We start from the raw sequence: 21,807 nt of genomic DNA on the forward strand, positions 1-21,807 counted from the left end.
GACCACATGCTACACATCATTGACGACGAAGAGGTCGTGCGCGACTCCCTGTCCTGGCTGGCCGCCTCGCGCAGCATCGAGGCGCGCAACTATGCCAGCGCGCAGCAATTCCTCGATAGCCTCGATGGCAGCTTCGACGCCGCCGGCGACTGCGTGCTGCTCGACGTGCGCATGCCCGACATGAACGGCATCGCCCTGTTCGACCAGCTGGTCAAGCGCGACCTGACGGCGCGCCTGCCCGTGATTTTCCTTACCGGCCATGGCGACGTGCCGATGGCCGTGGACAGCCTGAAACGGGGCGCCTTCGATTTCTTTGAAAAGCCGTTCAACGACAACGACCTGATGGACCGCGTGCAGCAGGGCCTGGCCAACTCGCGCCAGGCGGGCGAACTGGCCGCCGTGCATGCGCGCCTGGCCACCCTGTCGACGCGCGAACGCGAAGTGCTGGACCTGATTTTGGCGGGCAAGATGAACAAGGTGGTGGCCGACAAGCTGGGCATCAGCATGCGCACCGTGGAAGTCCACCGCGCGCATATCTTCGACAAGATGCAGGTCAAGACGGCGGTGGAGCTGGCGGGGTTGTTGAAGTAATGCAGCAATGTTGGATTACGCGGCGCTGGCGCGCCGCTAATCCAACCTACATTGCAATGTAGGTTGGGTTAGCGCGCAGCGCGTAACCCGACACCACCGCCATCACGCATCATGGTGCTCGTGATGCTCCGCCGCCCCATGCTTCCAGTAACTGGCTACATGCAGGTGCTGCTTCGGCACGCCGGCATCGATGAAATGCCCGCGCAAGCCCTGCACCTGCGCATGCTCGCACGCCACCCACACGTAACCGTCGCCATCCTGCGGCAAGGCGACCTTCGCCAATTCTTCCAGCAGCAGCGGCCCCTTGCGGCCATGGCGCGCGACCCAGCGCACGTCCAGCTGCGCGGCGCACTCCAACGCGATCTGTTCGCCGTCTTCGACGATCTCGATCACGGCAATCGCCCGCGCCGTGGCAGGCAACTGCTCCAGGCGGCGGGCAATGGCCGGCAAGGCCGTCTGGTCGCCCACCAGCACATACCAGTCGAAATCGAGCGGCACCAGCATGGAGCCGCGCGGTCCGCCCACGCCCAGGGTCTGGCCGGGCGCCGCTTGCGCCGCCCAGCTGGCCGCGGGGCCGTCGCCATGCAGCACGAAGTCGATTTCCAGCTCGCGCCGCGCGGCGTCATAGCGGCGCGGCGTGTAATTGCGGGCGATGGGACGCGCGCCTTCCGCGTACTGGATGGGATTCGGGCCATTGCCCAGCACGGGAAACACGGGCGCTGTCTCGCCCGGGGCGGGGAAGAACAGCTTGACGTGATCGTCGTGCGCCGGCGAGACAAAGCCATCCAGGTCGTCGCCCGCCAGGGTGATGCGGCGCATGTGCGGCGTCAGCTGCTCCGTTCGCACGACGGTGAGCACGCGCAGTTTCAAGTCATGCCGCACGCGCTCGATGGCATGCGGACGTGGTGCTGCAGGTGATGCAGTAGTCATTGCTTATCCTTGTAAAGTAGGCTCAGTGGCCGTCGACGATGGCATTCGCCGCCTGCTCCAGCACGGCGGAGACGCGCTCGGCTTCGGCGTCGTTCCAGCTGGTCTTGTTCAGCAACAGCGCATGCTTGAGGGTGTGCATGGCCTGGCGCACGCGCTCGGGCAAGGCGTTGCGCGCCTGGACGCGGGCAAACATGTCGAGCCGGGCCAGGATGCCATCCACCTGGGCGCGGTTCTCGTCGAGATACGCGCGCCCCAGGTCCGTGATCGTGTAGAGCTTCTTGCCGCTGGCGCTCTCGCTTGAGGTGACGTGATCCTGCTCTTCCAGCAGGGTCAGGGTCGGGTACACGGCGCCCGGGCTGGGGGAGTAGGCGCCGCCGCAACGCTCTTCGATGGCCTTGATGATTTCGTAACCGTGGCGCGGGCTGATCTCGATCAGCGCCAGCACGATCAGCGGCAGGTCGCCGCGGCCGAAGACGCGCTCGGCGCGTTCGCCGCGCCCACGTCCACCTGGGCCACCGGGGCCGCCATGGCCCATGCCGTCGCCGCGCTCGTCGAAACCGCGCGGGCCGCGGCCATGCATGGCGTATTCGCTGCGGTGCTCGTGGCGGTGTTCGCCATGGTGATGCTGCTGGCCGCAATGGCCGTGATGATGGTGATGGCCGTGATGGCCGTGATGGCCGTGATGGCCGTGATGGCCGTGATGGCCGTGATGGCCGTGATGGCCGTGATGGCCGTGTTCTGCGTGGTGTGAGTTTCTCATGTTTTCTCTTTAAAGATATATCGTTAGTAGGTATCGTCATTTTATAACGATATATCGATAAGTCAAGGAGAAATTTGCTATGCTCATCTTTCCGCAATCGACACGCCGATGCCATGCCTGACAAAACCGCCTTTGACAAAATGTATGTGAAAAATGCCACGGCCCTGGCCGTGCTCAATGACGGCGGCGAGCATGGGGAATTGCTGGCGCAGTTGCCGCCAGAGCGGCTGGTGCGGGACGGTGAAAATGCCGACTGGCTATTGCTGTTCGCGCGCAGCCGCGCGGAACTGGAGCTGTATCTGCCGGTGGCGCAGGCGCGCCTGGCGCCCGGCGGCGCGGTCTGGGTGGCGTACCGCAAGGGCGGAATCAAAGCGGGCAGCGACATCCAGCGCGACGATATCCGCGACTTTGCGCAAACCATGGGCCTGGACAGCGTGGCCATGGTCGCCATCGATAGTCAGTGGTCGGCGCTGCGCCTGAAGCAGGTTTAAACGCAGGGATAAACGCAGAAATAAACGCAGGTCAGGCGATGCCGTGCAGCGCCAGCGCCCATTCGACGTGCTCGCGCACGATGGCCGATGGGTGCTCGCGGCGCGACAGCAGGGCCGCGACGATGTCGGCCTGGCCCCGGGCCTTGGTCGCCGCGTTGCCCATGCCGACGGCCAGGTTGCGCAGCCAGCGTTCGTGGCCGATGCGGCGGATCGCGCTGCCTTCCATGCGGCGGTTGAACTCTTCTTCCGTCCAGGCGAACAGTTCCACCATGCCGGCGCTGCCCAGGCTGTGGCGCTCGTCGAAGTCCGGCACGACGGCGCGCTGGGCGAACTTGTTCCACGGGCAGACGGTCTGGCAATCGTCGCAGCCATACACCTTGTTGCCGATCAAGGGGCGCATCTCGACGGGAATGGCCCCCTTCAATTCGATCGTCAGGTAGGAGATGCAGCGGCGCGCGTCAAGCTTGTACGGCCCCAGGATGGCTTGCGTCGGGCACACCGTGATGCACGCCGAGCACTGGCCGCAGCGCGGGGTCTCCGGCGGGTCGACGGGCAGCGGCACGTCGATGAGTATCTCGCCGAGGAAAAAGAAGGAACCGCCCTGGCGGTTGATCAGCAAGGTATGCTTGCCGCGCCAGCCCAGCCCGCCCTTTTGCGCCAGCTCGACTTCCATCACGGGCGCCGAATCGCTGAAGACGCGGTAGCCGAAGTCGCCGATCTCGCCCTTGATGCGCTCGGCCAGCTGCTGCAGGCGCGAACGCATGACCTTGTGATAGTCGCGGCCGCGCGCATACACGGAGATCACGGCCGCCGCGGGATCTGCATCGCGCGCCGCCTCGTGCTCACGCCAGTCGGGCCCCAGCGCCGGCGGCAGATAATTCATGCGCGCGCTGATGGCGCGCACCGTGCCCGGCACCAGTTCGGCCGGGCGTGCGCGCTTCATGCCGTGGCTGGCCATGTAATCCATTTCGCCGTGATACCCTGCATCGAGCCAGGCTTGCAAGGGCGCTTCCATATGCGACAGGTCCACGTCGGCGATACGCACCTCGGCAAAACCCAGCTCGCGCCCCCATTCTTTAATGGTGCGCGCCAAGGCGGCGAGATCGGTGACGGTGGCGGACATAGGGGACTTTACGGAAAACGGCAGGCGCGCGGGCGGTTACAATGACAGCAGCCTCCATTTTATGCGATACCGAAGATAATGACCGAACACTTCAAAGCCCACCTCCACGACGAAGCCGGCACCGCCGCGCTGGGCGCCGCGCTGGCGCGCGCACTGGCGCCGGGCCTGGCGATCTACCTGCACGGCGACCTGGGCGCCGGCAAGACGGCCCTCACGCGCGCCCTGCTGCACGCGGCCGGCCATGCGGGCCACGTGAAAAGCCCCACCTATACCTTGTCCGAACCGTACACGGTGCAGCTCGATGGCCAGAGCGTCAACGTCATCCATTTCGACCTGTACCGCATGGGCAGCGCCGAGGAATTCCTCGACGCGGGTTTTCGCGAAGACTTCGACGGCCGCAATATCTGCATCGTCGAATGGCCGGAGAAAGCCGAGCCGGTGCTGCCGCCGGCGGACCTGAATATTTATTTGAACGTTGCGGGTACAGGACGTGATGTAGAATTGCAAGCGTCTTCTGAATTGGGTCTGTCATGCCTTCACCGTCTCAAATTCGCCCCGAACCTTTGATCTCCTCGCCCATCACCCGGCGCACGGTACTCAAGGCCGGCGGCACCCTGCTGCTGTCCGTGTTCGCGCCCATGTCGGCGATGGCGGCGCAAATTCTCGCCGTGCGCGTCTGGCCGGCCGAGGACTACACCCGCGTCACGCTGGAAAACGACAGCATCCTCAAGGCGACCCACTTCATCGTCAAGGACCCGGAACGCCTGGTGGTCGACATCGAAGGACTGGAACTCAATCCAACGCTCAAGGGCCTGGTGGCGAAGATCCAGTCGAACGACCCCTACATCAAGCAGGTGCGCGTGGGCCAGAACCGGCCCAACGTCGTGCGCCTGGTGTTCGACCTGAAGGAAGAGGTCACGCCGCAGCTGTTTACGCTGCCGCCGGCCGGCTCCTACAACCACCGTTTGATCTTCGACCTGTATCCCGTGCACGAGCCGGACCTGATCGCGCAAATGATCGAAAAGGGCGACTGGTCGAGCGACCCCGCCAAGCCGCCAATGGCCGGCACGCATACGCCGCCGCCCGCGCTGCCCCTGCCCGAGAGCGGCAAGCCGCCCGTGGCCGCCGTCGTGCCACCGGTAGCGCCCATCGTGCCGCCCGTACCCGACATCCGCCCGGAACAGCGTCCCGAAGCGCGCCCCCTGCCGGGCCAGAAAGTGGTGCGCATGATTACCATCGCGCTCGATCCCGGCCACGGCGGCGAAGATCCTGGCGCCATGGGCAGCCGGGGCAGCCGCGAAAAAGACGTGGTGCTGGCCATCGCCAAGCGCCTCAAGACCAAGCTGGAACTGCAGCCGAACATGCGCGTCATGCTCACGCGCGACGCCGATTTCTTCGTCCCGCTGGGCATGCGCGTGGAAAAGGCGCGCAAGGTGCAGGCCGACCTGTTCGTCTCGATCCACGCCGACGCCTTCATCCAGCCGACGGCGCGCGGTTCGTCCGTCTTCGTGCTGTCCGAAAAGGGTGCCACCTCGACGGCCGCGCGCTGGCTGGCCAACAAGGAAAACCAGGCCGACCTGATCGGCGGCGTGAACGTAAAGAACCACGACAAGCAGCTGGCCAGCGTGCTGCTCGACCTGTCGACGACGGCGCAGATCAATGACAGCATGAAGCTGGGCAAGGCCGTGCTGCGCGAAATCGGCGGCATCAACCGTCTGCACAAGGGTTCCGTCGAGCAGGCCGGCTTCGCCGTGCTGAAAGCGCCGGACATTCCTTCCATCCTGATCGAGACGGCGTTCATCTCCAATCCGGAAGAAGAAGCCAAGCTGACCGACAACGGCTACCAGGACCAGATGGCCGACGCCATCGTCACGGGCATCAAGAATTATTTTGCCAAGAATCCGCCGCTGGCGAAAAGCCGCCTGACCTGACATGAAAGCCTAGCATGAGCAAGAGTATCTTTGGCGAGCTGCCGGCCGTGACCATCCGCGCCGCCGACGGCGCGCAGGCGACCGTCACCCTGTACGGCGGCCACCTGGTCTCGTGGCAGACCAGCGATGGCCAGGAGCGCCTGTTCTGCAGCCGGGATTCCGCGCTCGATGGCAGCCGCGCCATCCGTGGCGGCGTGCCCGTGATCTTTCCCCAGTTCGGCGCGCGCGGCACGGGCATGCGCCACGGCTTTGCACGCGTGGCGACCTGGCAGCTGGAATCGAGCGGCGACGCCGATGGCGCCGCATGGGCGCAATTTGCCCTGACCCAGGCTGACTTGCCGGAAGCGATCGCCGCCACCTGGGCCTATGCCTTCACCTTGCGCCTGCGCGTGGCCGTCAAGGCGCAGACGCTGGAACTGCACCTGTCCGTCCATAACACGGGCGAGCAGGCGTTCCCGTTCTCGGCGGCCCTGCACAGCTATTTTGCGATTGATCAATTGAGCGAGGCGCGCGTCGGCGGCTTGCAGCGCGTGCGCTATTCGGACGAAACGCCGCAAGATGCCTTGCAGGCGGAAGAGGTGCTGCAATTCGCGGACAAGCTGGACCGCATCTATTACCAGCTGCCGGGCGCCTTGAGCCTGCAGTCCGGCGGCCATACGCTGCGCCTGGAACAGCAGGGCTTTACGGACGCCGTCGTGTGGAACCCGGGCGCGCAAGACGCGGCCGCCCTGCCCGACCTGGCCGACGATGAATACCAGCGTTTCATCTGCATCGAGCCGGCCTTGATCCAGCCAGACCTGCTGGCCGCCGGCGCCGAATGGACGGGCCGCCAGCATCTCGCATTTATTTAATTCGATTCCTTGATGATGCGGCCATTCGAAGGCTGAATCGGGCGCGCATTCAAGGGATACAAGCGGCTGAACAGCGCCATCTGCGCCGGCGAAGCCTGCACCGGCTGCTTCATCACCAGCCACAACACGCCTTCGCTGCAAGGCGGCTCCGTCATCGATCCCATGTACGTGTAGTACTCGCGCCGCGTGGGCAGCATCTCGGCCGGGTCGAGCAGGATGGTCGGCTGCATGGTCTCGAATTTTTCCAGCGGCAGGTTGTTCCACACGGTCTGGATGGTCGCTTGCGGCGCGCCCCGCTCCAGCAGCAGCGCCAGCACGGCTTGCCGGCCTTCCGCGTCGCGGTGCACCAGGTGCACCACCATCTCGAATGCCTTGCCATTGATGCGCTCTTCGGACGGGCGGTGGAAATGGAATTGCTGCAGCTCGAACATGCGGTTCTGCACCGTGATGTAATTACCGCCGCTCACGCCCACCTGCACCGTGTGGCCATTGTCGACCACATTGAACGACGACGGATGGTAGTCAAAGCTGATCTGCTCGAGTTCCACCTTCATGCCGTCGCGGATATCGATCGGCGACTGGCGGCTGCCATTGCCGCACTTGGCCCAGTCGACATTGATCTTGCTCCAGTGGGCCGGGCCGCTGTCGCCCTCGTACGACCAGTGCGTGCCGCGCGGCACGGGCGGTGGTGGCGGCGGCGCGGCCTTCACCACGGCGGCGCGCTTGGCGCGGGCGGCGGCGCGGGCCGCCTGGGTCGCGCGCATTTCCGCCAGGCGCGCCGCGATGCGTTCGGACAGGTCGACTTCGGCCGCTTCTTCCTTTTCGCGCGCCGTGGGTGCGACGACGACAGGCGCCTTGGCCTCCTTGCCCTTCACCGATTCGGTCAGGGTTTTCATGGCGGCCGCGCGCGCCGACGCCGACATGGGCGCGGATGCGGCGGCGCTCGCCGGGGCGGGGGCATCTTTGGCGCTTGCCATGGCCGTCATCGCGGCAAGGCTGCAAGCTAACAGGGCGCTCAAATGTCGCATGGAAATCCAGAAAGTGAGAATACCCTCTGGTTTACGGCTGGAAAGCAACAAAACTTGAATCAGCGCGGGAGTAAAACAGAAACAAGGCAGAGAAAAACGGGATCCGGGGCCGGCTGCGGGCTGTGCCGCAGCGCGCTTGCCCCGGATCCATGCGGCCTTACGCTTACGCCGACTTGCCGACCATGCGCTTGTAGAGTTTCCACAAGCCGCCCAGTACCACCGGCACGACGGCGGCGCCGACACCGATCAGCACGATCAAGGTCAGGTGGTCGCGGATCCACGGGATATTGCCGAAGAAGTAACCCGCCGTCACCAGACCGACTACCCACAACAGGGCGCCCGTCACGTTGTACATCTGGAAGCGCGCATGCGTCATGTCGGAAATGCCAGCGACGAACGGCGCGAAGGTACGCACCACTGGCACGAAACGGGCCAGGATGATGGTCTTGCCGCCGTGCTTTTCAAAGAATTCGTGCGTGCGGCGCATGGCATCCTTGTTGATCCAGCGGTAATCGTGGGTAAACACCCTTTGCCCGATGGCCTCGCCTATCCAGTAATTGAGCGTGTTGCCCGTGATGGCCGCCGTGACAAGCAGGAAGATCAGCAAGCCCAGGTGCATCTGTCCCGTCGCGCAGAACGCGCCGGCGATAAACAGCAAGGTATCCCCAGGGAAGAAAAACAGCACCACGAGGCCTGTCTCGCAAAAAATAATGGCGAACAGCACCGCATACACAAGGGTACCGTACTGCTCGATCAAGAGACCCAGCGTCTTGTCGACATGCACGATCATGTCGAGGAATTGCACAAAATCCATATATTTTTCCCTAAAGGTAGCGGCGGAATCATACACCACCCGGCCAGCGCAACGGCAGTCCCCGGCCCGATATTTCAGGATTAATTATGCGGTGCCCGTGCGCGTGTGGCATTTTAAGGAAAGGTTAAGGAATTACCGCCGCCAACTCGCTCAGGCCAGTTTTCCTGCTGGCATACCATGTTCGGCCCGCGCAACGTTTTTTCAGCGAAATATTGCCATTTCGGTATACACTTTCTGACCGGCGCAACCCGCGCCGACCAGGAGAAAACATGTATCGACACCCACTGAGCGGCCTGACCATGGCCACCGTACTGGGCCTTGCGCATCTGACTGCCCATGCGGCGCCTGTGCAGATCAAGGCGCCCGCCGAACTGCCCGCCAAAGCGGGCTTGGCCGACGTGATCAAGGCTTCGAAACCGTCCGACTGGCGTCCGCTGGATCCGGACAACACCCTGTACCTGGACATTCCCGCCGGCCGCGTGGTGATCGAACTGGCGCCAGACTTCGCACCGAAGCACGTGGCCAACATCAAGGCCCTGGTGGCCGAACAGTATTACGACGGCCTGGCCATCACGCGCGCGCAGGACAACTGGGTGGCGCAGTGGGGCGATCCGAACGAGAAAAATCCCAAGCCGATCCAGCATGCGCAGCGCACCTTGCCCGGCGAATTCACCGTGCCCTTGAAAAACGTCAAGAGCTTCACGCGCCTGCCGGACGTCGATGGCTATGCGCCGCAAGTGGGGCATTCGAACGGCTTCCCGTCCGCGCGCGACCCGAAAACCGGCACGGCCTGGCTCACGCATTGCTACGCCACCGTGGGCGTGGGCCGCGACAGCGCCAGCGACAGCGGCGGCGGCACGGAACTGTACGCCGTCATCGGCCAGTCGCCGCGCCACCTGGACCGCGACATCACGGTCGTCGGCAGAGTCGTCTCCGGCATGCCATTGCTGTCGACCCTGCCGCGCGGCACGGGCCCCATGGGCTTTTATGACAGCCCCGAGAAAAACGTGCCGATCAAGTCCATCCGCCTGGCCGCCAGCGTGCCCTTGGCACAGCGCGCAAACCTGGAAGTGATGCGCACCGACAGCGCCGCCTACCAGGCCGTGCTGGACGCCCAGCGCCACCGCGGCGGCCCGTGGAGCAAGGTCACGGCCGGCCATATTGACTTGTGCAATGCGCCGATACCGGTGCGGGAAATGGCAAAATAAAACGACCCGAAGGGCAAATTCCGGGGTCGTCCCCTCAGGGTACGACCCCAGCCTTCGTTTTGGGTTTCAGACATCAGCACAGCAGCGCCTCCCCTTGCTAACCCGTTATAATCAGGGCATGAACGCTCCCATTACGCCCCACCGCCCGATCCAGGCCTTGCCTGACCAGTTGATTTCGCAAATCGCCGCCGGCGAGGTGGTCGAGCGGCCGTCGGCCGTCGTCAAGGAGTTGCTGGAAAACGCGCTCGACTCGGGCGCCACGCAGATCACGGTGCGGCTGGAAGAAGGGGGCGTGAAACGCATCGCGATCACCGACAACGGGCGCGGCATCGACAAGGATCAGCTGCCGCTGGCCCTGGCGCGCCACGCCACCTCGAAGATCGCGTCCCTGCACGACCTGGAAAACGTGGGCACGCTGGGCTTTCGCGGCGAGGCGCTGGCCTCGATCGCCTCGGTGGCTGCCGTTACCGTGACGTCGCGCACGGCGGACGCGGCCCACGCGTGGGAAATCGTCGGCTCGCACAATGGCAGCGTCTCGCCGTCGTCCGGCGCGCACGGCACCACGGTCGACGTGCAAGACCTGTATTTCAACACGCCCGCGCGGCGCAAATTCCTCAAATCGGAGCAGACGGAATACGGCCATTGCGCCGAAGTCGTGCGCCGCATCGCCCTGGCGCGGCCGGACGTGTCGTTCTCGCTGTCGCACAATGGCCGCACCATCGACCAGTGGAATATCAGCGAACTGGCCAAGCGCAGCGCCCACATCCTGGGCAATGACTTCGCCGAAGCGCGCCTGGCGCTGGATGAATCGGCCGGCACCTTGCGCATTCACGGTTTTGCCGGATTGCCGACGGCGTCCAAGGCGCGCGCCGACGGCCAGTTCTTTTATGTCAACGGTCGCTTCGTGCGCGACAAGCTGCTGGTGCACGCCGTGCGCATGGCCTACCAGGACGTGCTGCACGGCGACCGTTTTCCGTCCTACGTGCTGGCGCTCGACCTCGACCCGGCCCTGGTCGACGTCAACGTGCACCCGTCGAAGATCGAAGTGCGCTTCCGCGACAGCCGTTCCGTGCACCAGTTCGTCTTCCACGCGGTGCAGCGCGCCCTGGCGCAAACATCGGCCACGGCGTTCGGCAGCGTGCCGGCGCCCCTACCGGCTGCCTCCAGCCTCGGCGGTGATACCGCGGGCGCGGGTTTGGGTGGACCTGGCATCTGGCGCCGCGAGCAGACGCAGACCTCGTTCGGCGCACAATTCACGAATACCTTCGCGCCCGCCTCGCCCGGCGCGGCCCGTCCCTTCTTTGCCGACGCGCCTGGCGTGGCGCAGGACACGTCCGCCTACGGCGCCCTGTTCGGCGGCGGCGCTGCCAGTTCTCCCATCGCGCAGGTGGAACCGTACATCGCCTCGCCCGAAGCGATGGCGCGCGAAGAATATCCGCTGGGCTTTGCCCTGGCCCAGCTGCATGGCATCTACATCCTGGCGCAGAACACCAAGGGCCTGGTACTGGTCGACATGCATGCGGCGCACGAACGCATCCTGTACGAGCAGCTGAAAAACGCGCTGCAGGCGCAAGTCTCCGGCCAGGACATGCAGGTGCAATCGCTGCTGATACCCGTGACGTTCTACGCGGACGCCATCGAAGTGTCGACGGCGAATGAAAACCAGGACACATTGAAAGCGCTGGGCTTCGACATCGCCGCCCTGTCGCCCACCACCCTGGCCGTGCGCTCCGTGCCGACCCTGCTCAAAAACGCGGACGCGCAAACCCTGGCGCGCGACGTGCTGCGCGACGTGCGCGAATACGGCGGCTCGCGCGTGCTGATCGAGCGCCAGAACGAATTGCTGGGCACCCTGGCCTGCCATACGGCCGTGCGCGCCAACCGGATTTTATCGGTGCAGGAAATGAACGCCCTGCTGCGCCAGATGGAGAGCACGGAACGCGCCGACCAGTGCAACCATGGCCGGCCGACGTGGGTACAGGTCGAGATCAATGCGCTCGATAAACTGTTCCTACGCGGCCAATAACTTTTCACCCCGAACGGCGACTACTGGGGTCGGACCCTGAGGGTCCGACCCCAGCCCTTGTCGTTGGGTTTGACATAGCAAGCACATCAAAAAGCACCATGACAATCACTGCTCACCTCCCCCTGGCCGTCGCCATCATGGGCCCCACGGCCAGCGGCAAGACGGCCAGTGCGCTGGCCATCGCGCAAGCCATTCCATCCGAGATCATTTCCGTCGATTCCGCCCTCGTCTACCGGGGCATGGATATCGGCACTGCCAAGCCGTCGAAGGAAGAACTGGCCCAGGTACCGCATCATTTGATCGACATCATCGACCCGCTCGACGCGTATTCCGTGGCGCAGTTCCGCAATGACACCCTGCGCCTGGTGGCGGAGATCACGGCGCGCGGCAGGCTGCCGCTGCTCGTCGGCGGCACCATGCTGTACTTCAAGGGCCTGGCCGATGGCCTCGACGACTTGCCCGGCGCCGATCCTGCCTTGCGCGCCCGGCTGGAAGAAGACGCGGCCGCCATCGGCTGGCCCGCCATGCATGCGCGCCTGGCGGAGCAGGATCCCGTCACGGCCGCGCGCCTGGCGCCGCAGGATGCGCAGCGCATCGGCCGCGCGCTGGAAATCATCGCGCTGTCCGGCCAACCCATGTCGGCCCTGCTGGCCCGGCGCGAAAAGACCGTGCTGCCGTTTCAATTGCAGTCGTTCGCGCTGGAACCGTCGGACCGCGCCGCTCTGCATGCGCGCATCGCCACGCGCTTCGACCTCATGCTGAAAGACGACGCCCTGCTCGATGAAGTGGAGCAGCTGCGCCGGCGCGGCGACCTGCACCCGGGTTTGCCCTCAATGCGCTGCGTGGGCTACCGCCAGGCCTGGGAGTATCTCGATGGCCGCATCGACCGCGCCGCCTTGCGCGAGACAGGCATCATCGCCACGCGCCAGCTGGCCAAGCGCCAGCTCACCTGGTTGCGCTCGATGCCGGAACGCATCGTCATCGATTGCCTCGGCGCTGATCCGGCCTCGTCCATGCTGGCGCAGATCCAGCCCTTGCTGACGCCGTTACAAAAATAATCATGCCTGTGCTGGCGCGTGAAAAATCCGCACATTTTTCTGCGCCGGCATTGACAAGGAAATGGGAAGACTGGATAATGCTCGGCTGTTGGGTGATATAGCTCAGTTGGTTAGAGCACAGCATTCATAATGCTGGGGTCGGTGGTTCAAGTCCACCTATCACCACCAAAGAACAAGGATCATGGTATTACCATGGTCGCAACCAGCATCCGGTCTGACCGGTCTGTTTGGTGATATAGCTCAGTTGGTTAGAGCACAGCATTCATAATGCTGGGGTCGGTGGTTCAAGTCCACCTATCACCACCAAGAATTTGCAGCACTGATAAACCCGCCTCTGCCCCGTGCAGCGGCGGGTTTTTTCATTTCCGCCATCATCGCGCATGCGGCCTCCACGCAACACCTGCCCTCTGCGCATGCATTGGGGATTGTGGCAAGCGGCCCCTGCGGCTTACAATGAGAATAATTCTCATTTATATTATTCATCACCCATGTCTGCTATCCAGCCCAGCCTGCAACAGCAAGTGCATTCGCTCTACAGCGAGCATCACGGCTGGCTGGTCGGCTGGCTGCGCAAAAAACTCAGCTGTCCGCATGGCGCGGCCGACGTGGCGCAAGACACGTTCGTGCGCATCATCGCCTCGCGCGACGCCCTGTTCGGCATGCGCGAGCCGCGCGCCTATCTGTCCACCACGGCGAAGCGATTGCTGCTCGACCGCGCGCGCCGCCAGATACTCGAGCGCAGCTACCTGGCGGAGCTGGCCCTGCTGGCCGACAGCCTGCCCGGCGCACCCTCGCCGGACGAGATCCTGATGGCCGTGCAGGCGCTCGAGCAGATCGCCACGGCACTGGATGGCTTGTCCGCCAAGGCGCGCGACGCTTTTTTGCTGCACTACCTGGAAGAACAGCCGCAGGCCGCCGTCGCCGCGCAGCTGAACGTCTCCACGCGCATGGTACAGAAATACCTGGTGCAAGCCTTGCTGGCCTGCCGCCACGCCTGCCCGGCCATGGCGGCATGAACAGCACGCGCACCGACGTGGCGGCCGAGCAGGCCGCACGGTGGATCGTGCGCCTGAGCGCCGACGACCCGTCCGAACGCGACACGGCGCGGGCCGGCTTCGCCGCATGGAAGGCGGCCGACCCGCTGCACGCGACAGTCGCCGCCGGCATGGAAAACCTGCTGCTTCAATTGAGCGCCGTGCGCGAGCCTGCCGGCGGCGACCATCGCCCCGCGCGCGCCGCCCTGGCCGCCATCGCCCCAAAGCGCCAGCGTCTGCGCCAGCTGGCCGCCGCCAGCGCCGTGGCCGTGCTGGCGCTGACCGGCGCGCTGGTCATCAGCGAGCGCCCCGCCTACCTGCTGGCCGACCTGCGCAGCCCCACGGGACAATGGCAGACGCACACCCTGGCCGATGGCAGCCGCCTGACCCTGGGCAGCCACAGCGCCGTCAACGTGCGCTTCAATGCGGGAGAGCGGCATGTGGAACTGGTACGCGGCGACATCCTCGTCGACGTGGCCAAGGATGCGCAGCGCCCTTTCATCGTCGACAGCAACCAAGCGGCGATCCGCGCGCTGGGCACGCGCTTCAGCGTCCGCAAGGAAGGCGGCAGCACCACCTTGAGCATGCTGGAGTCCAAAGTGCTGGCACAGGTGCCGCAACATCCGGCCGTCGTGGTGCGGGCGGGCCAGCGCGCGCGCATCACGGACGATGGCGTGGGACCTATCGTGGCCATCGATGTGGCCAGCGTGCAGGAAGCGTGGCGCGCGCACCAGCTGGTGGTCGACGACTTGCCGCTGACCGAAGTACTCGACGAGCTGGCGCGCCACCGCCCCGGCCAGCTGCATTACGACCGCGCGCAGATCGCCGGCATCCGCGTGGCCGCCGTGCTGCCGCTGGACGACACGGACAAGGCGCTGCAGCTGCTGATCGACAATTTCCCGCAGCTGCGCATCCGCATGCTGACGCGCTATCTCGTGATGGTCGACGCCCCCGCCAGCGGCGCCGCAAAAAATAAATAGAGAATTTTTTGCGTTCGCGGTTCCACTATGCGCATCTCGTGCGTCAAGGCAGCTGAGATCATTCAAAAAAGGCTGTCACATGTACGCTCAAGTCGTTGCCGTTTCCTTCCCGAACACCCTGCGCACGCGTCTGCGCCCGCTGGCCCTGGCCGCCATGCTGCTCGCTGGCGCCGGCCTGCACGCCCAGGCAGTCGCTCAGGCCGTGCCGGCTGTCGCCAGCTACGCCATCCCCGCCGGCCCGCTGGCCGGCGCCCTGAACCGCTACGCGCAGCAGGCGGGCGTCTCCATCGTCATCGACGCCGCCAAGGTACAAGGCTTGCAAAGCGCCGGACTGCAGGGCAGCTATGCCATCGATGACGGTTTCGCCGTGCTGCTGCGCGGCAGCGGTTACGCCATCGGCAAGACCCCGACCGGCTATGTGCTGGTGGCCGCGCCTGCAGTCGCCGCGCCCACGGCGGCGACCAACGCCGCTTCGGCGACCGAGCGTACCATGCCCTCGATTACCATCGTTGGCCAGGCCGAGCAAGGCGCCACCACGGAAGGCAGCGGCTCCTACACGGCGCGCAAGATCACCATCGGCAAGGGCGAGCAGTCGATGAAGGACATCCCCCAATCGGTGAGCGTGCTGACGCGCCAGCGCCTGGACGACCAGGGCATCACGGACTTGCGCGAAGCCGTCAACAACGTCACGGGCGTGGTGGGCGTGCATGGCGTGGGGCCGGGCGTGGTGATCACGGCGCGCGGCTTCCAGATCGACCAATGGCAGTACGACGGCGTGCCGATCGACCGCAACACCTATGCACTGGGCAACTGGGGCCAGGAAAACATGGTCATCTACGACCGCCTGGAAGTGCTGCGCGGCGCCTCGAGCATGCTGGTCGGCACGGGCAGCCCCGGTGGTTCAGTCAATCTGGTGCGCAAGCGTCCACTGGCCACGCGCGCGATCACGCTGACGGGCCGTGCCGGCTCCTGGGACCATTATGGCGCCCAGGTCGACATCAGCACACCCCTGAATGCGGAAGGCACCCTGCGCGGACGCGCCATCGTCGATGAAGACGATAGCCACTCCTTCATCGACCAGGTATGGAGCAAGAACCGCACCCTGTACGCGGCGCTCGACTACGACCTGGCGCCCGCCACCACCGTGGGCCTTGCCGCCAGCCATGTCAAGGCCCACGGCCGTCCCACTTTCATCGGCCTGCCCCGCTACAAGGACGGCAGCGCACTGCCACTGCCGCGCTCTACCTTCACGGGCGCCGACTGGAACCGCAGCCAGGTCGAGCAGAGCACCGTCTACCTGGATCTGGAACACCATTTCAATACGCAATGGAGCCTGAAAGCCTCGGCGCTGGGCACGAATGAAAGCACCAGCTCCACGCACCAGCGCACGGCCTTTGAAATCAATCCCGATGGCAGCGGCGCGCGCTATGGCGACTTTTCCACCGATTTCGACAACCGCAAGCGCGGCATCGACGCCTTCGTGCGCGGCAAATTCAAGGGCCTGGGCATCGCGCAGGAAGTCGTCGTCGGCGCCAGCTATGCCAGCTTCACGTCGACCGACCGCTATGCGCGCGCGTGGGAAACAGGTGCGGATATCTTCAATATCAACCACCATCGCCCGTGGCAGGACTTCGACACCATCGCCGCGCGCCCAGCGGGCGTGACCAGCTACAGCACCTACGACATGCGCCAGAAAGGCCTGTACGCCACCTGGAACGGCCAGCTGACGAGCAATCTGAAGGTCCTGCTGGGCGGGCGCTTCAACTGGTATGACTTCCTGTATGCCACGCCGGACGGCTACCGCGACGCCACCAGCGCCACGGCAAAGTTCACGCCATCGGTGGGCCTGATCTATGCACTGACGCCGCAATGGTCGGCCTACGCCAGCTATGCGGACGTGTTCCAGCCGCAGACGAATCACGATGTGGCAGGCCGGACCCTCAAGCCGATCACGGGCAGCAGCTACGAGGGCGGCATCAAGGGTGAACTGCTGGACGGCAAGCTCAACACCTCGCTGGCCGTGTTCCGCTATGACCACAAGGACCGCGCCGTCACCGATTACGCCGCCGGTTTCGCCTGCGATGGCTGGTACTGCTCGCGCGCCTCGGGCAAGGTGCGCAGCCAGGGTCTGGAAGCGGAAATGTCGGGCGAAGTGGCGCGCGGCCTGCAACTGTCGGCCGGCTACGCCTATACGACGACGACCTACCTCGACGATCCGGACAACAAGGGCCAGGTCTTCTCCACGTGGACGCCCAAGCACATGCTGCGCCTTTGGTCGAACTACACCCTGCCTGGCGATTGGGACAAATTCAGCGTGGGCGCCGGCGCCAACCTGCAAAGCCATACGGTCGATACCGAACGCAGCTTCAAGGTTGCCGGTTTCTCGATCTGGAACGCGCGCCTGGGCTGGCAAGCCACGCCGCAAGTGGCCCTGTCGCTCAACGTCAACAACGTGTTCGACAAGCGCTACATCATCCCGTCCTACAACACCACCGGTTCGAACAACTACTTTGGCGATCCACGCAACGTGCAGTTCACCCTGAAGTACACGCCGAAGTGGTAAACGGATCGGGAGGCTGAGAGCCGGGATGACCGGCCAGAATGATGGCGCGGCGGAGGCGCCATAAAAAAAACCCCGGAAGTTGGATGCCAACTTCCGGGGTTCGTTACATAAGGGGATTCAGCTGGCGCGGGTGTTTATTCCCAGGCTTCCTTGCCCGCGCGTGGCTTGCCCACCATCAGCAGCGCGCCCAGGGTCAGCACGGCCGCCAGCGACAGGTAATAACCCACGTATTGCAAGCCATAATTCGTGGCCAGCCAGGTGGCGATGTACGGCGCCAGCGAAGCACCCAGGATGCCGGCCAGGTTGAACGTCAGCGAGGCGCCCGTGTAGCGCACTTCAGGCGGGAACAGCTCGGACAGCATCGTACCCAGCGGTCCGTAGGTCATGCCCATCAGACCCAGGCCGACAGCCATGAAGACCGTCACTTCCCAGGTCACGCCGGAACCGAACATGGGCGCGAGCACCAGGCCGAAGATGGCGATGGCGACGGAGACCCAGATCATGGTCGCACGGCGGCCGCGGCGGTCGGCCAGCACGGCCGAGAAGGGTATCGTCAGGGCAAAGAACAGCACGGCAAACAGTTGCACGATGAGGAATTCCTTGCGCGTGAAGCCCAGCTTGGTCGTACCCCAGCTCAGCGCGAACACCGTCATCAGGTAGAACAGCACGAAAGTGGCCAGGGCGATGATGGTGCCCAGGAACAACATGCGGCCATGCTGGCGGAACACGGTGGCGACCGGCAGTTTGACGACCTCTTTCTTGTCGATGACTTTCTGGAAGTCCGGCGTTTCCGTGATCTTCAGACGCACATACAGGCCGACGATGACCAGCAGCGCGCTGGCCAGGAACGGGATGCGCCAGCCGTAGCTGAAGAACTGTTCATCGGTCATGGTTTCGCTCAGCAGCAGGAAAATGCCGCCCGACAGGAAGAAGCCGATCGGCGCACCCAGCTGCGGGAACATGCCGTACCAGGCGCGCTTGCCCGGTGGCGCGTTTTCCGTGGCCAGCAGCACCGCGCCGCCCCACTCGCCGCCCAGGCCCAGGCCCTGGCCGAAACGGCACAGCGCCAGCAGCAGCGGCGCCAGGGTGCCGATGGCGGCATAGGTCGGCAGCAAGCCGATGATGACGGTGGAAATACCCATGGTCAGCAAGGCTGCCACGAGGGTGGCCTTGCGGCCGATGCGGTCGCCGAAGTGGCCGAACACGGCCGAACCGATGGGGCGCGCGAAGAAGGCGATGGCGAACGTGGCCAGCGACTGCAGCACGGCGGCCGACGGGTCGCCGGCGGGGAAGAACAGTTTCGGGAACACCAGCACGGCGGCGGTGGCGTAGATATAAAAGTCAAAGAACTCGATGGTGGTGCCGATCAAACTGGCGAACAGCACCGTGCCGGGGGAATTTTTCTTGGGGGGGGTGCTCATTTACTGCGCTCCTTGGGGAGGGTGTCTAAAGGCCATTCTCTGGATGTTTTTTCAGGCAGCAGCACAGCACGTTGTCTCCGTGTCGTTCGCATATCATAGCCTTGCGCGCAGGCATTTGCTGCGCATTTGCTATTAAATTTGCAAACAAAAAACAACGGTTTTAGTTGCCGTAGCGAACTGCCGGCAACGCGCGCTAACGCGCCGTGATCAGTGCTGATTTAGAGAAACAACGGTCGTGCGCCATCCGGTTACCCGGGGCACGGCAGGAAAGGCGTCAGGGGATGGGCGACGTGTATCAGGCCCGGCGTATCGCCAGGCATTCCGTACCAGACCCGCGCGTCGGCATCGCGGCATCGGTCATTTGTGGTGAATCCTTGCCTGCGGCCCCTCCGGGTGGAGCGGGCCGGCGATGATCGCGCCTGCATCACGAAGGATGCGGTTGATCTTGCTGTAAGCGGCTTATGATACGCGCAGTGGTGCAGTGCGGCAAGAAGTTGTGATGGAGCATGTGCGGTGGTGTCGGCTTACGCTGCGCTAAGCCGACCTACGCATCAATCAATGCAAAAGTCTGCTCAATTTCGCGGCTGTCGAGCGGGCGCACGAGGCGCGCCACTTCCTGGCCATCCTTGAGGAAAATCAAGGTCGGCCACAGTTTTACCCGGAACGAACGCCCCAGCGCGCGGCCGGGGCCGTCTTCCACGCGCAGGTGCGGCACGCCAGGGTGCTGCGCAAACGCAGCGGCCAGCGGCGCCTGGGTGGCGCGGCAGTGGCCACACCAGCCCGTGCCAAATTCCAGCAGGGCCGGCCCCGTCAACGCGTCGATCTCGGCGCGCTTGGGTTGTGCTGCAGAATACGTATCGTGCATCATGCCGCTCTCCTTGAAAACTTAGACCACTTTCACGCGCAAGGTCTCCAGGCCATCGATGGCGCCCACCAGCTCGTCGCCGCGCTGCACGGCCGCCACGCCGGCCGGCGTGCCCGTGTAGATCAGGTCGCCCGGCTGCAAGGTAAAGTAGGTCGACAGGTCGGCAATGGTTTCAGCCACGTTCCAGATCAGCATATCGATCGTGCTGCCCTGGCGCAGCTCGCCGTTTACGTGCAGGGTGATGGCGGCATGGCTGACGTCGCCCGCCTGCGCGGCCGGGGTGATGGGGCCGATGGGCGCCGAATGCTCGAAGGCCTTGCCCGTGTCCCATGGACGGCCCAGTTTTTTTGCTGCGCCCTGCACGTCGCGGCGCGTCATGTCCAGGCCGATCGCATAGCCCCACACGTGGCTCAGCGCATCGGCCACGCCGATGTCGCTGCCGCCCTTGCCGATAGCCACCACCAGTTCCATCTCATGCTGGAAATCCTGCGTCTGCGCCGGATACGGCAGTTCGCCCGTCGTGCCGGCAGGCACGGGCAGCACGGCGTCGTTTGGTTTCATGAAGAAAAACGGCGCCTCGCGGCCTGTGTGGCCCATTTCCTTGGCGTGGTCGACATAGTTGCGCCCCACGCAATAGATGCGGTGGACGGGAAAGCTGTCGGCGCTGCCCGTGACGGGAACGCTGGGCTGGATGGCTGCGGGAATGACATACGGCATGAAAACTCCTGATCGGCACGATAACGGTGATGAAAAAGGGACACCGCAGTGTCCCCTATTTTACGGTAACTTTATTTCAGCAGTCCCGAGCGGCTCGGGTCCGGCATGCGGATGGCGACGATGAAGGAAATCAGGCACATGACAGTCACGTACCAATAGAAATACTCTTCCACATGCCAGGCCTTGAACTGCAGCGCCACGTATTCGGCCGAACCGCCGAACATGGCGTTGGCGACCGCGTACGACAGGCCCACGCCCAGCGCGCGCACTTCGACGGGGAACATTTCCGCCTTGATCAAGCCGCTGATCGACGTATAGAAACTGATGATGGCCAGGGCGATGATGATCAGGCCAAACGCCGCGTACGGGCTGGTGATGTCCTTCAAGGCATGCATGATCGGCAGCACGCACAGGGTGGCCAGGCCGCCAAAGAACAGCATCGAGGTGCGGCGGCCGATGCGGTCGGACAAGGCGCCGAATACCGGCTGCAGCACCATGTAGACCAGCAAGGCGCAGGTCATCACGGCGCTGGCCGTCTTGGTGTCCATGCCGGCCGTGTTGACCAGGTATTTCTGCATGTAGGTGGTAAACGTGTAGAACACGAGCGAGCCGCCGGCCGTAAAGCCGAGTACCGTGATGAAGGCGCGCTTGTGCTTGAGCAAGCCGCGCAGGCTGCCCGCGTCCTTGTCCTTGCGCTCGCTGGCGGTGGTTGTTTCCGTCAGGGATTTACGCAGGTTCAGCGACACCAGGGCCGCCAGGGCGCCAAACACGAACGGAATGCGCCAGCCCCAGGCACGCAATTCTTCCAGGGTCAGCAATTGCTGCAAGACCACCAGTACCAGCAAGGCCAGCAGTTGGCCGCCGATCAGGGTCACGTACTGGAACGAGGCAAAGAAGCCGCGCTTGCCCGATTCCGACACTTCGCTCATGTAGGTGGCGCTGGTGCCGTATTCGCCGCCCACGGACAAGCCCTGGAACAGACGCGCCACCAGCAGCAGGAACGGGGCGAAGGCGCCGATGGTTTCATACGTGGGCAGCACGGCGATCATCAGCGAGCCGCCGCACATCATCAGCACGGAAATCATCATCGACTGGCGGCGGCCGTATTTGTCGGCGATGCGGCCGAACAGCCAGCCGCCCACCGGGCGCATGAGGAAGCCGGCGGCAAAGATGCCGGCCGTCTGCAGCAGCTGCGTCGTCGGGTTACCGGACGGGAAGAAGGCGTGCGAGAAATACAGCGCACAGAACGAGTAAATGTAGAAGTCGAACCATTCGACCAGGTTACCGGAGGAAGCGCCAATGATGGCCTTGATGCGCTGCTGGGAAGTCAGCTGCGCAACGTCGTGCGGAGTATCGTGGGATGTCATATCAGTCTTCTTGTTCGTGTGAAAAAGCCAACGCCAGCCGGGTTGCCCG

Annotated in this window: 21 protein-coding genes and 2 tRNA genes; 14 read left to right on the forward strand and 9 right to left on the reverse strand. The window is 64.3% G+C overall.

From position 1 onward, the window contains the following. Positions 1-6: 6 nt before the first annotated feature. Complete coding sequence (locus JAB1_RS19940; RefSeq protein ID WP_034780029.1) at positions 7-591, forward strand: response regulator; 585 nt, start codon at positions 7-9, stop codon at positions 589-591. 102 nt (positions 592-693) lie between these two features. Here JAB1_RS19940 and JAB1_RS19945 read toward each other — a convergent pair whose 3' ends face one another. Together JAB1_RS19945 and JAB1_RS19950 are read right to left on the reverse strand one after the other, a co-directional pair. Next, on the reverse strand, positions 694-1,521 hold the full coding sequence (locus JAB1_RS19945; RefSeq protein WP_070281512.1) for a siderophore-interacting protein: 828 nt from the start codon (positions 1,519-1,521) through the stop codon (positions 694-696). A gap of 22 nt (positions 1,522-1,543) precedes the next feature. Continuing rightward, the gene (locus JAB1_RS19950) at positions 1,544-2,101 is read right to left on the reverse strand and encodes a PadR family transcriptional regulator (protein ID WP_254672173.1); all 558 of its coding nucleotides are present in this window, start codon (positions 2,099-2,101) and stop codon (positions 1,544-1,546) included. Between JAB1_RS19950 and JAB1_RS30135 the strand changes: the two genes are divergently transcribed. Continuing rightward, the gene (locus JAB1_RS30135; RefSeq protein ID WP_217494306.1) at positions 2,096-2,272 is read left to right on the forward strand and encodes a hypothetical protein; all 177 of its coding nucleotides are present in this window, start codon (positions 2,096-2,098) and stop codon (positions 2,270-2,272) included. The two genes, JAB1_RS19950 and JAB1_RS30135, sit on opposite strands and share 6 nt — an antisense overlap. A 122-nt stretch (positions 2,273-2,394) precedes the next feature. After that, a complete protein-coding gene (locus tag JAB1_RS19955) occupies positions 2,395-2,772 on the forward strand; it encodes a DUF3052 family protein (protein WP_070281513.1) in 378 nt (125 codons plus the stop codon). A 31-nt stretch (positions 2,773-2,803) separates the two neighbouring features. On the opposite strand, the gene queG is transcribed toward JAB1_RS19955, so the two are convergent. Beyond that, entirely contained in the window at positions 2,804-3,895 is a 1,092-nt protein-coding gene (gene queG, locus JAB1_RS19960; RefSeq protein WP_070281514.1) for a tRNA epoxyqueuosine(34) reductase QueG, read from the reverse strand. 78 nt (positions 3,896-3,973) lie between these two features. Between queG and tsaE the strand changes: the two genes are divergently transcribed. Genes tsaE through JAB1_RS19975 form a run of 3 tightly spaced genes read left to right on the forward strand, consistent with a single transcriptional unit; the run spans position 3,974 to position 6,677 of the window. Then, a complete protein-coding gene (gene tsaE / locus JAB1_RS19965) occupies positions 3,974-4,462 on the forward strand; it encodes a tRNA (adenosine(37)-N6)-threonylcarbamoyltransferase complex ATPase subunit type 1 TsaE (protein ID WP_034780043.1) in 489 nt (162 codons plus the stop codon). Beyond that, a complete protein-coding gene (locus JAB1_RS19970; protein WP_070281515.1) occupies positions 4,426-5,826 on the forward strand; it encodes an N-acetylmuramoyl-L-alanine amidase in 1,401 nt (466 codons plus the stop codon). Before tsaE ends, JAB1_RS19970 begins: the two co-directional genes overlap by 37 nt. Before the next feature lie 14 nt (positions 5,827-5,840). Further along, positions 5,841-6,677, forward strand: coding sequence for a D-hexose-6-phosphate mutarotase (locus JAB1_RS19975; protein ID WP_070281516.1), 837 nt, complete (start codon positions 5,841-5,843; stop codon positions 6,675-6,677). Here JAB1_RS19975 and JAB1_RS19980 read toward each other — a convergent pair. Both JAB1_RS19980 and JAB1_RS19985 read right to left on the reverse strand, forming a co-directional pair. Beyond that, positions 6,674-7,705: a carbonic anhydrase family protein gene (locus JAB1_RS19980; RefSeq protein WP_070281517.1), complete on the reverse strand. Its 1,032-nt coding sequence runs from the start codon at positions 7,703-7,705 to the stop codon at positions 6,674-6,676. The genes JAB1_RS19975 and JAB1_RS19980 overlap by 4 nt on opposite strands. Before the next feature lie 163 nt (positions 7,706-7,868). Beyond that, positions 7,869-8,519 (reverse strand): VTT domain-containing protein, encoded by a 651-nt coding sequence (locus JAB1_RS19985; protein WP_034780059.1) that lies wholly within the window; start codon positions 8,517-8,519, stop codon positions 7,869-7,871. Positions 8,520-8,788: 269 nt separating this feature from the next. Here JAB1_RS19985 and JAB1_RS19990 point away from each other — a divergent pair, with 269 nt between their 5' ends. From JAB1_RS19990 to JAB1_RS20025, 8 genes are all read left to right on the forward strand, one after another. After that, entirely contained in the window at positions 8,789-9,727 is a 939-nt protein-coding gene (locus JAB1_RS19990) for a peptidylprolyl isomerase (protein WP_070281518.1), read from the forward strand. A gap of 118 nt (positions 9,728-9,845) precedes the next feature. Beyond that, positions 9,846-11,753: a DNA mismatch repair endonuclease MutL gene (gene mutL, locus JAB1_RS19995; RefSeq protein WP_034780065.1), complete on the forward strand. Its 1,908-nt coding sequence runs from the start codon at positions 9,846-9,848 to the stop codon at positions 11,751-11,753. Positions 11,754-11,851: 98 nt separating this feature from the next. After that, positions 11,852-12,811 carry a tRNA (adenosine(37)-N6)-dimethylallyltransferase MiaA gene (gene miaA, locus JAB1_RS20000; RefSeq protein ID WP_070281519.1) on the forward strand — a complete coding sequence of 320 codons (960 nt, stop codon included), beginning with the start codon at positions 11,852-11,854 and terminating at the stop codon, positions 12,809-12,811. Between the two features lie 91 nt (positions 12,812-12,902). Next, positions 12,903-12,979: transfer RNA gene (locus JAB1_RS20005), tRNA-Met, on the forward strand. Positions 12,980-13,040: 61 nt separating this feature from the next. Beyond that, a tRNA-Met gene (locus tag JAB1_RS20010) sits at positions 13,041-13,117 on the forward strand. A gap of 182 nt (positions 13,118-13,299) precedes the next feature. Further along, a complete protein-coding gene (locus JAB1_RS20015; protein ID WP_034780071.1) occupies positions 13,300-13,827 on the forward strand; it encodes a sigma-70 family RNA polymerase sigma factor in 528 nt (175 codons plus the stop codon). Then, positions 13,824-14,825 (forward strand): FecR domain-containing protein, encoded by a 1,002-nt coding sequence (locus JAB1_RS20020; protein ID WP_070281520.1) that lies wholly within the window; start codon positions 13,824-13,826, stop codon positions 14,823-14,825. Before JAB1_RS20015 ends, JAB1_RS20020 begins: the two co-directional genes overlap by 4 nt. Positions 14,826-14,904: 79 nt before the next feature. After that, the gene (locus JAB1_RS20025) at positions 14,905-17,388 is read left to right on the forward strand and encodes a TonB-dependent receptor (protein ID WP_070281521.1); all 2,484 of its coding nucleotides are present in this window, start codon (positions 14,905-14,907) and stop codon (positions 17,386-17,388) included. A 134-nt stretch (positions 17,389-17,522) separates the two neighbouring features. Here the strand turns inward: JAB1_RS20025 and JAB1_RS20030 are convergent, their stop codons facing one another. The 4 genes from JAB1_RS20030 to JAB1_RS20045 all read right to left on the reverse strand — a co-directional run bounded on the left by JAB1_RS20030 (position 17,523) and on the right by JAB1_RS20045 (position 21,758). Then, entirely contained in the window at positions 17,523-18,809 is a 1,287-nt protein-coding gene (locus JAB1_RS20030) for an MFS transporter (RefSeq protein ID WP_034780077.1), read from the reverse strand. A gap of 544 nt (positions 18,810-19,353) precedes the next feature. Continuing rightward, complete coding sequence (locus JAB1_RS20035) at positions 19,354-19,677, reverse strand: thioredoxin family protein (protein WP_139144614.1); 324 nt, start codon at positions 19,675-19,677, stop codon at positions 19,354-19,356. A gap of 18 nt (positions 19,678-19,695) precedes the next feature. Beyond that, a complete protein-coding gene (locus tag JAB1_RS20040) occupies positions 19,696-20,391 on the reverse strand; it encodes a fumarylacetoacetate hydrolase family protein (protein ID WP_070281522.1) in 696 nt (231 codons plus the stop codon). Between the two features lie 71 nt (positions 20,392-20,462). After that, entirely contained in the window at positions 20,463-21,758 is a 1,296-nt protein-coding gene (locus JAB1_RS20045) for an MFS family transporter (protein ID WP_034780684.1), read from the reverse strand. Positions 21,759-21,807 lie beyond the last annotated feature (49 nt).

This window comes from Janthinobacterium sp. MP5059B, assembly GCF_001758645.1.
Lineage (GTDB): Bacteria > Pseudomonadota > Gammaproteobacteria > Burkholderiales > Burkholderiaceae_D > Janthinobacterium > Janthinobacterium lividum.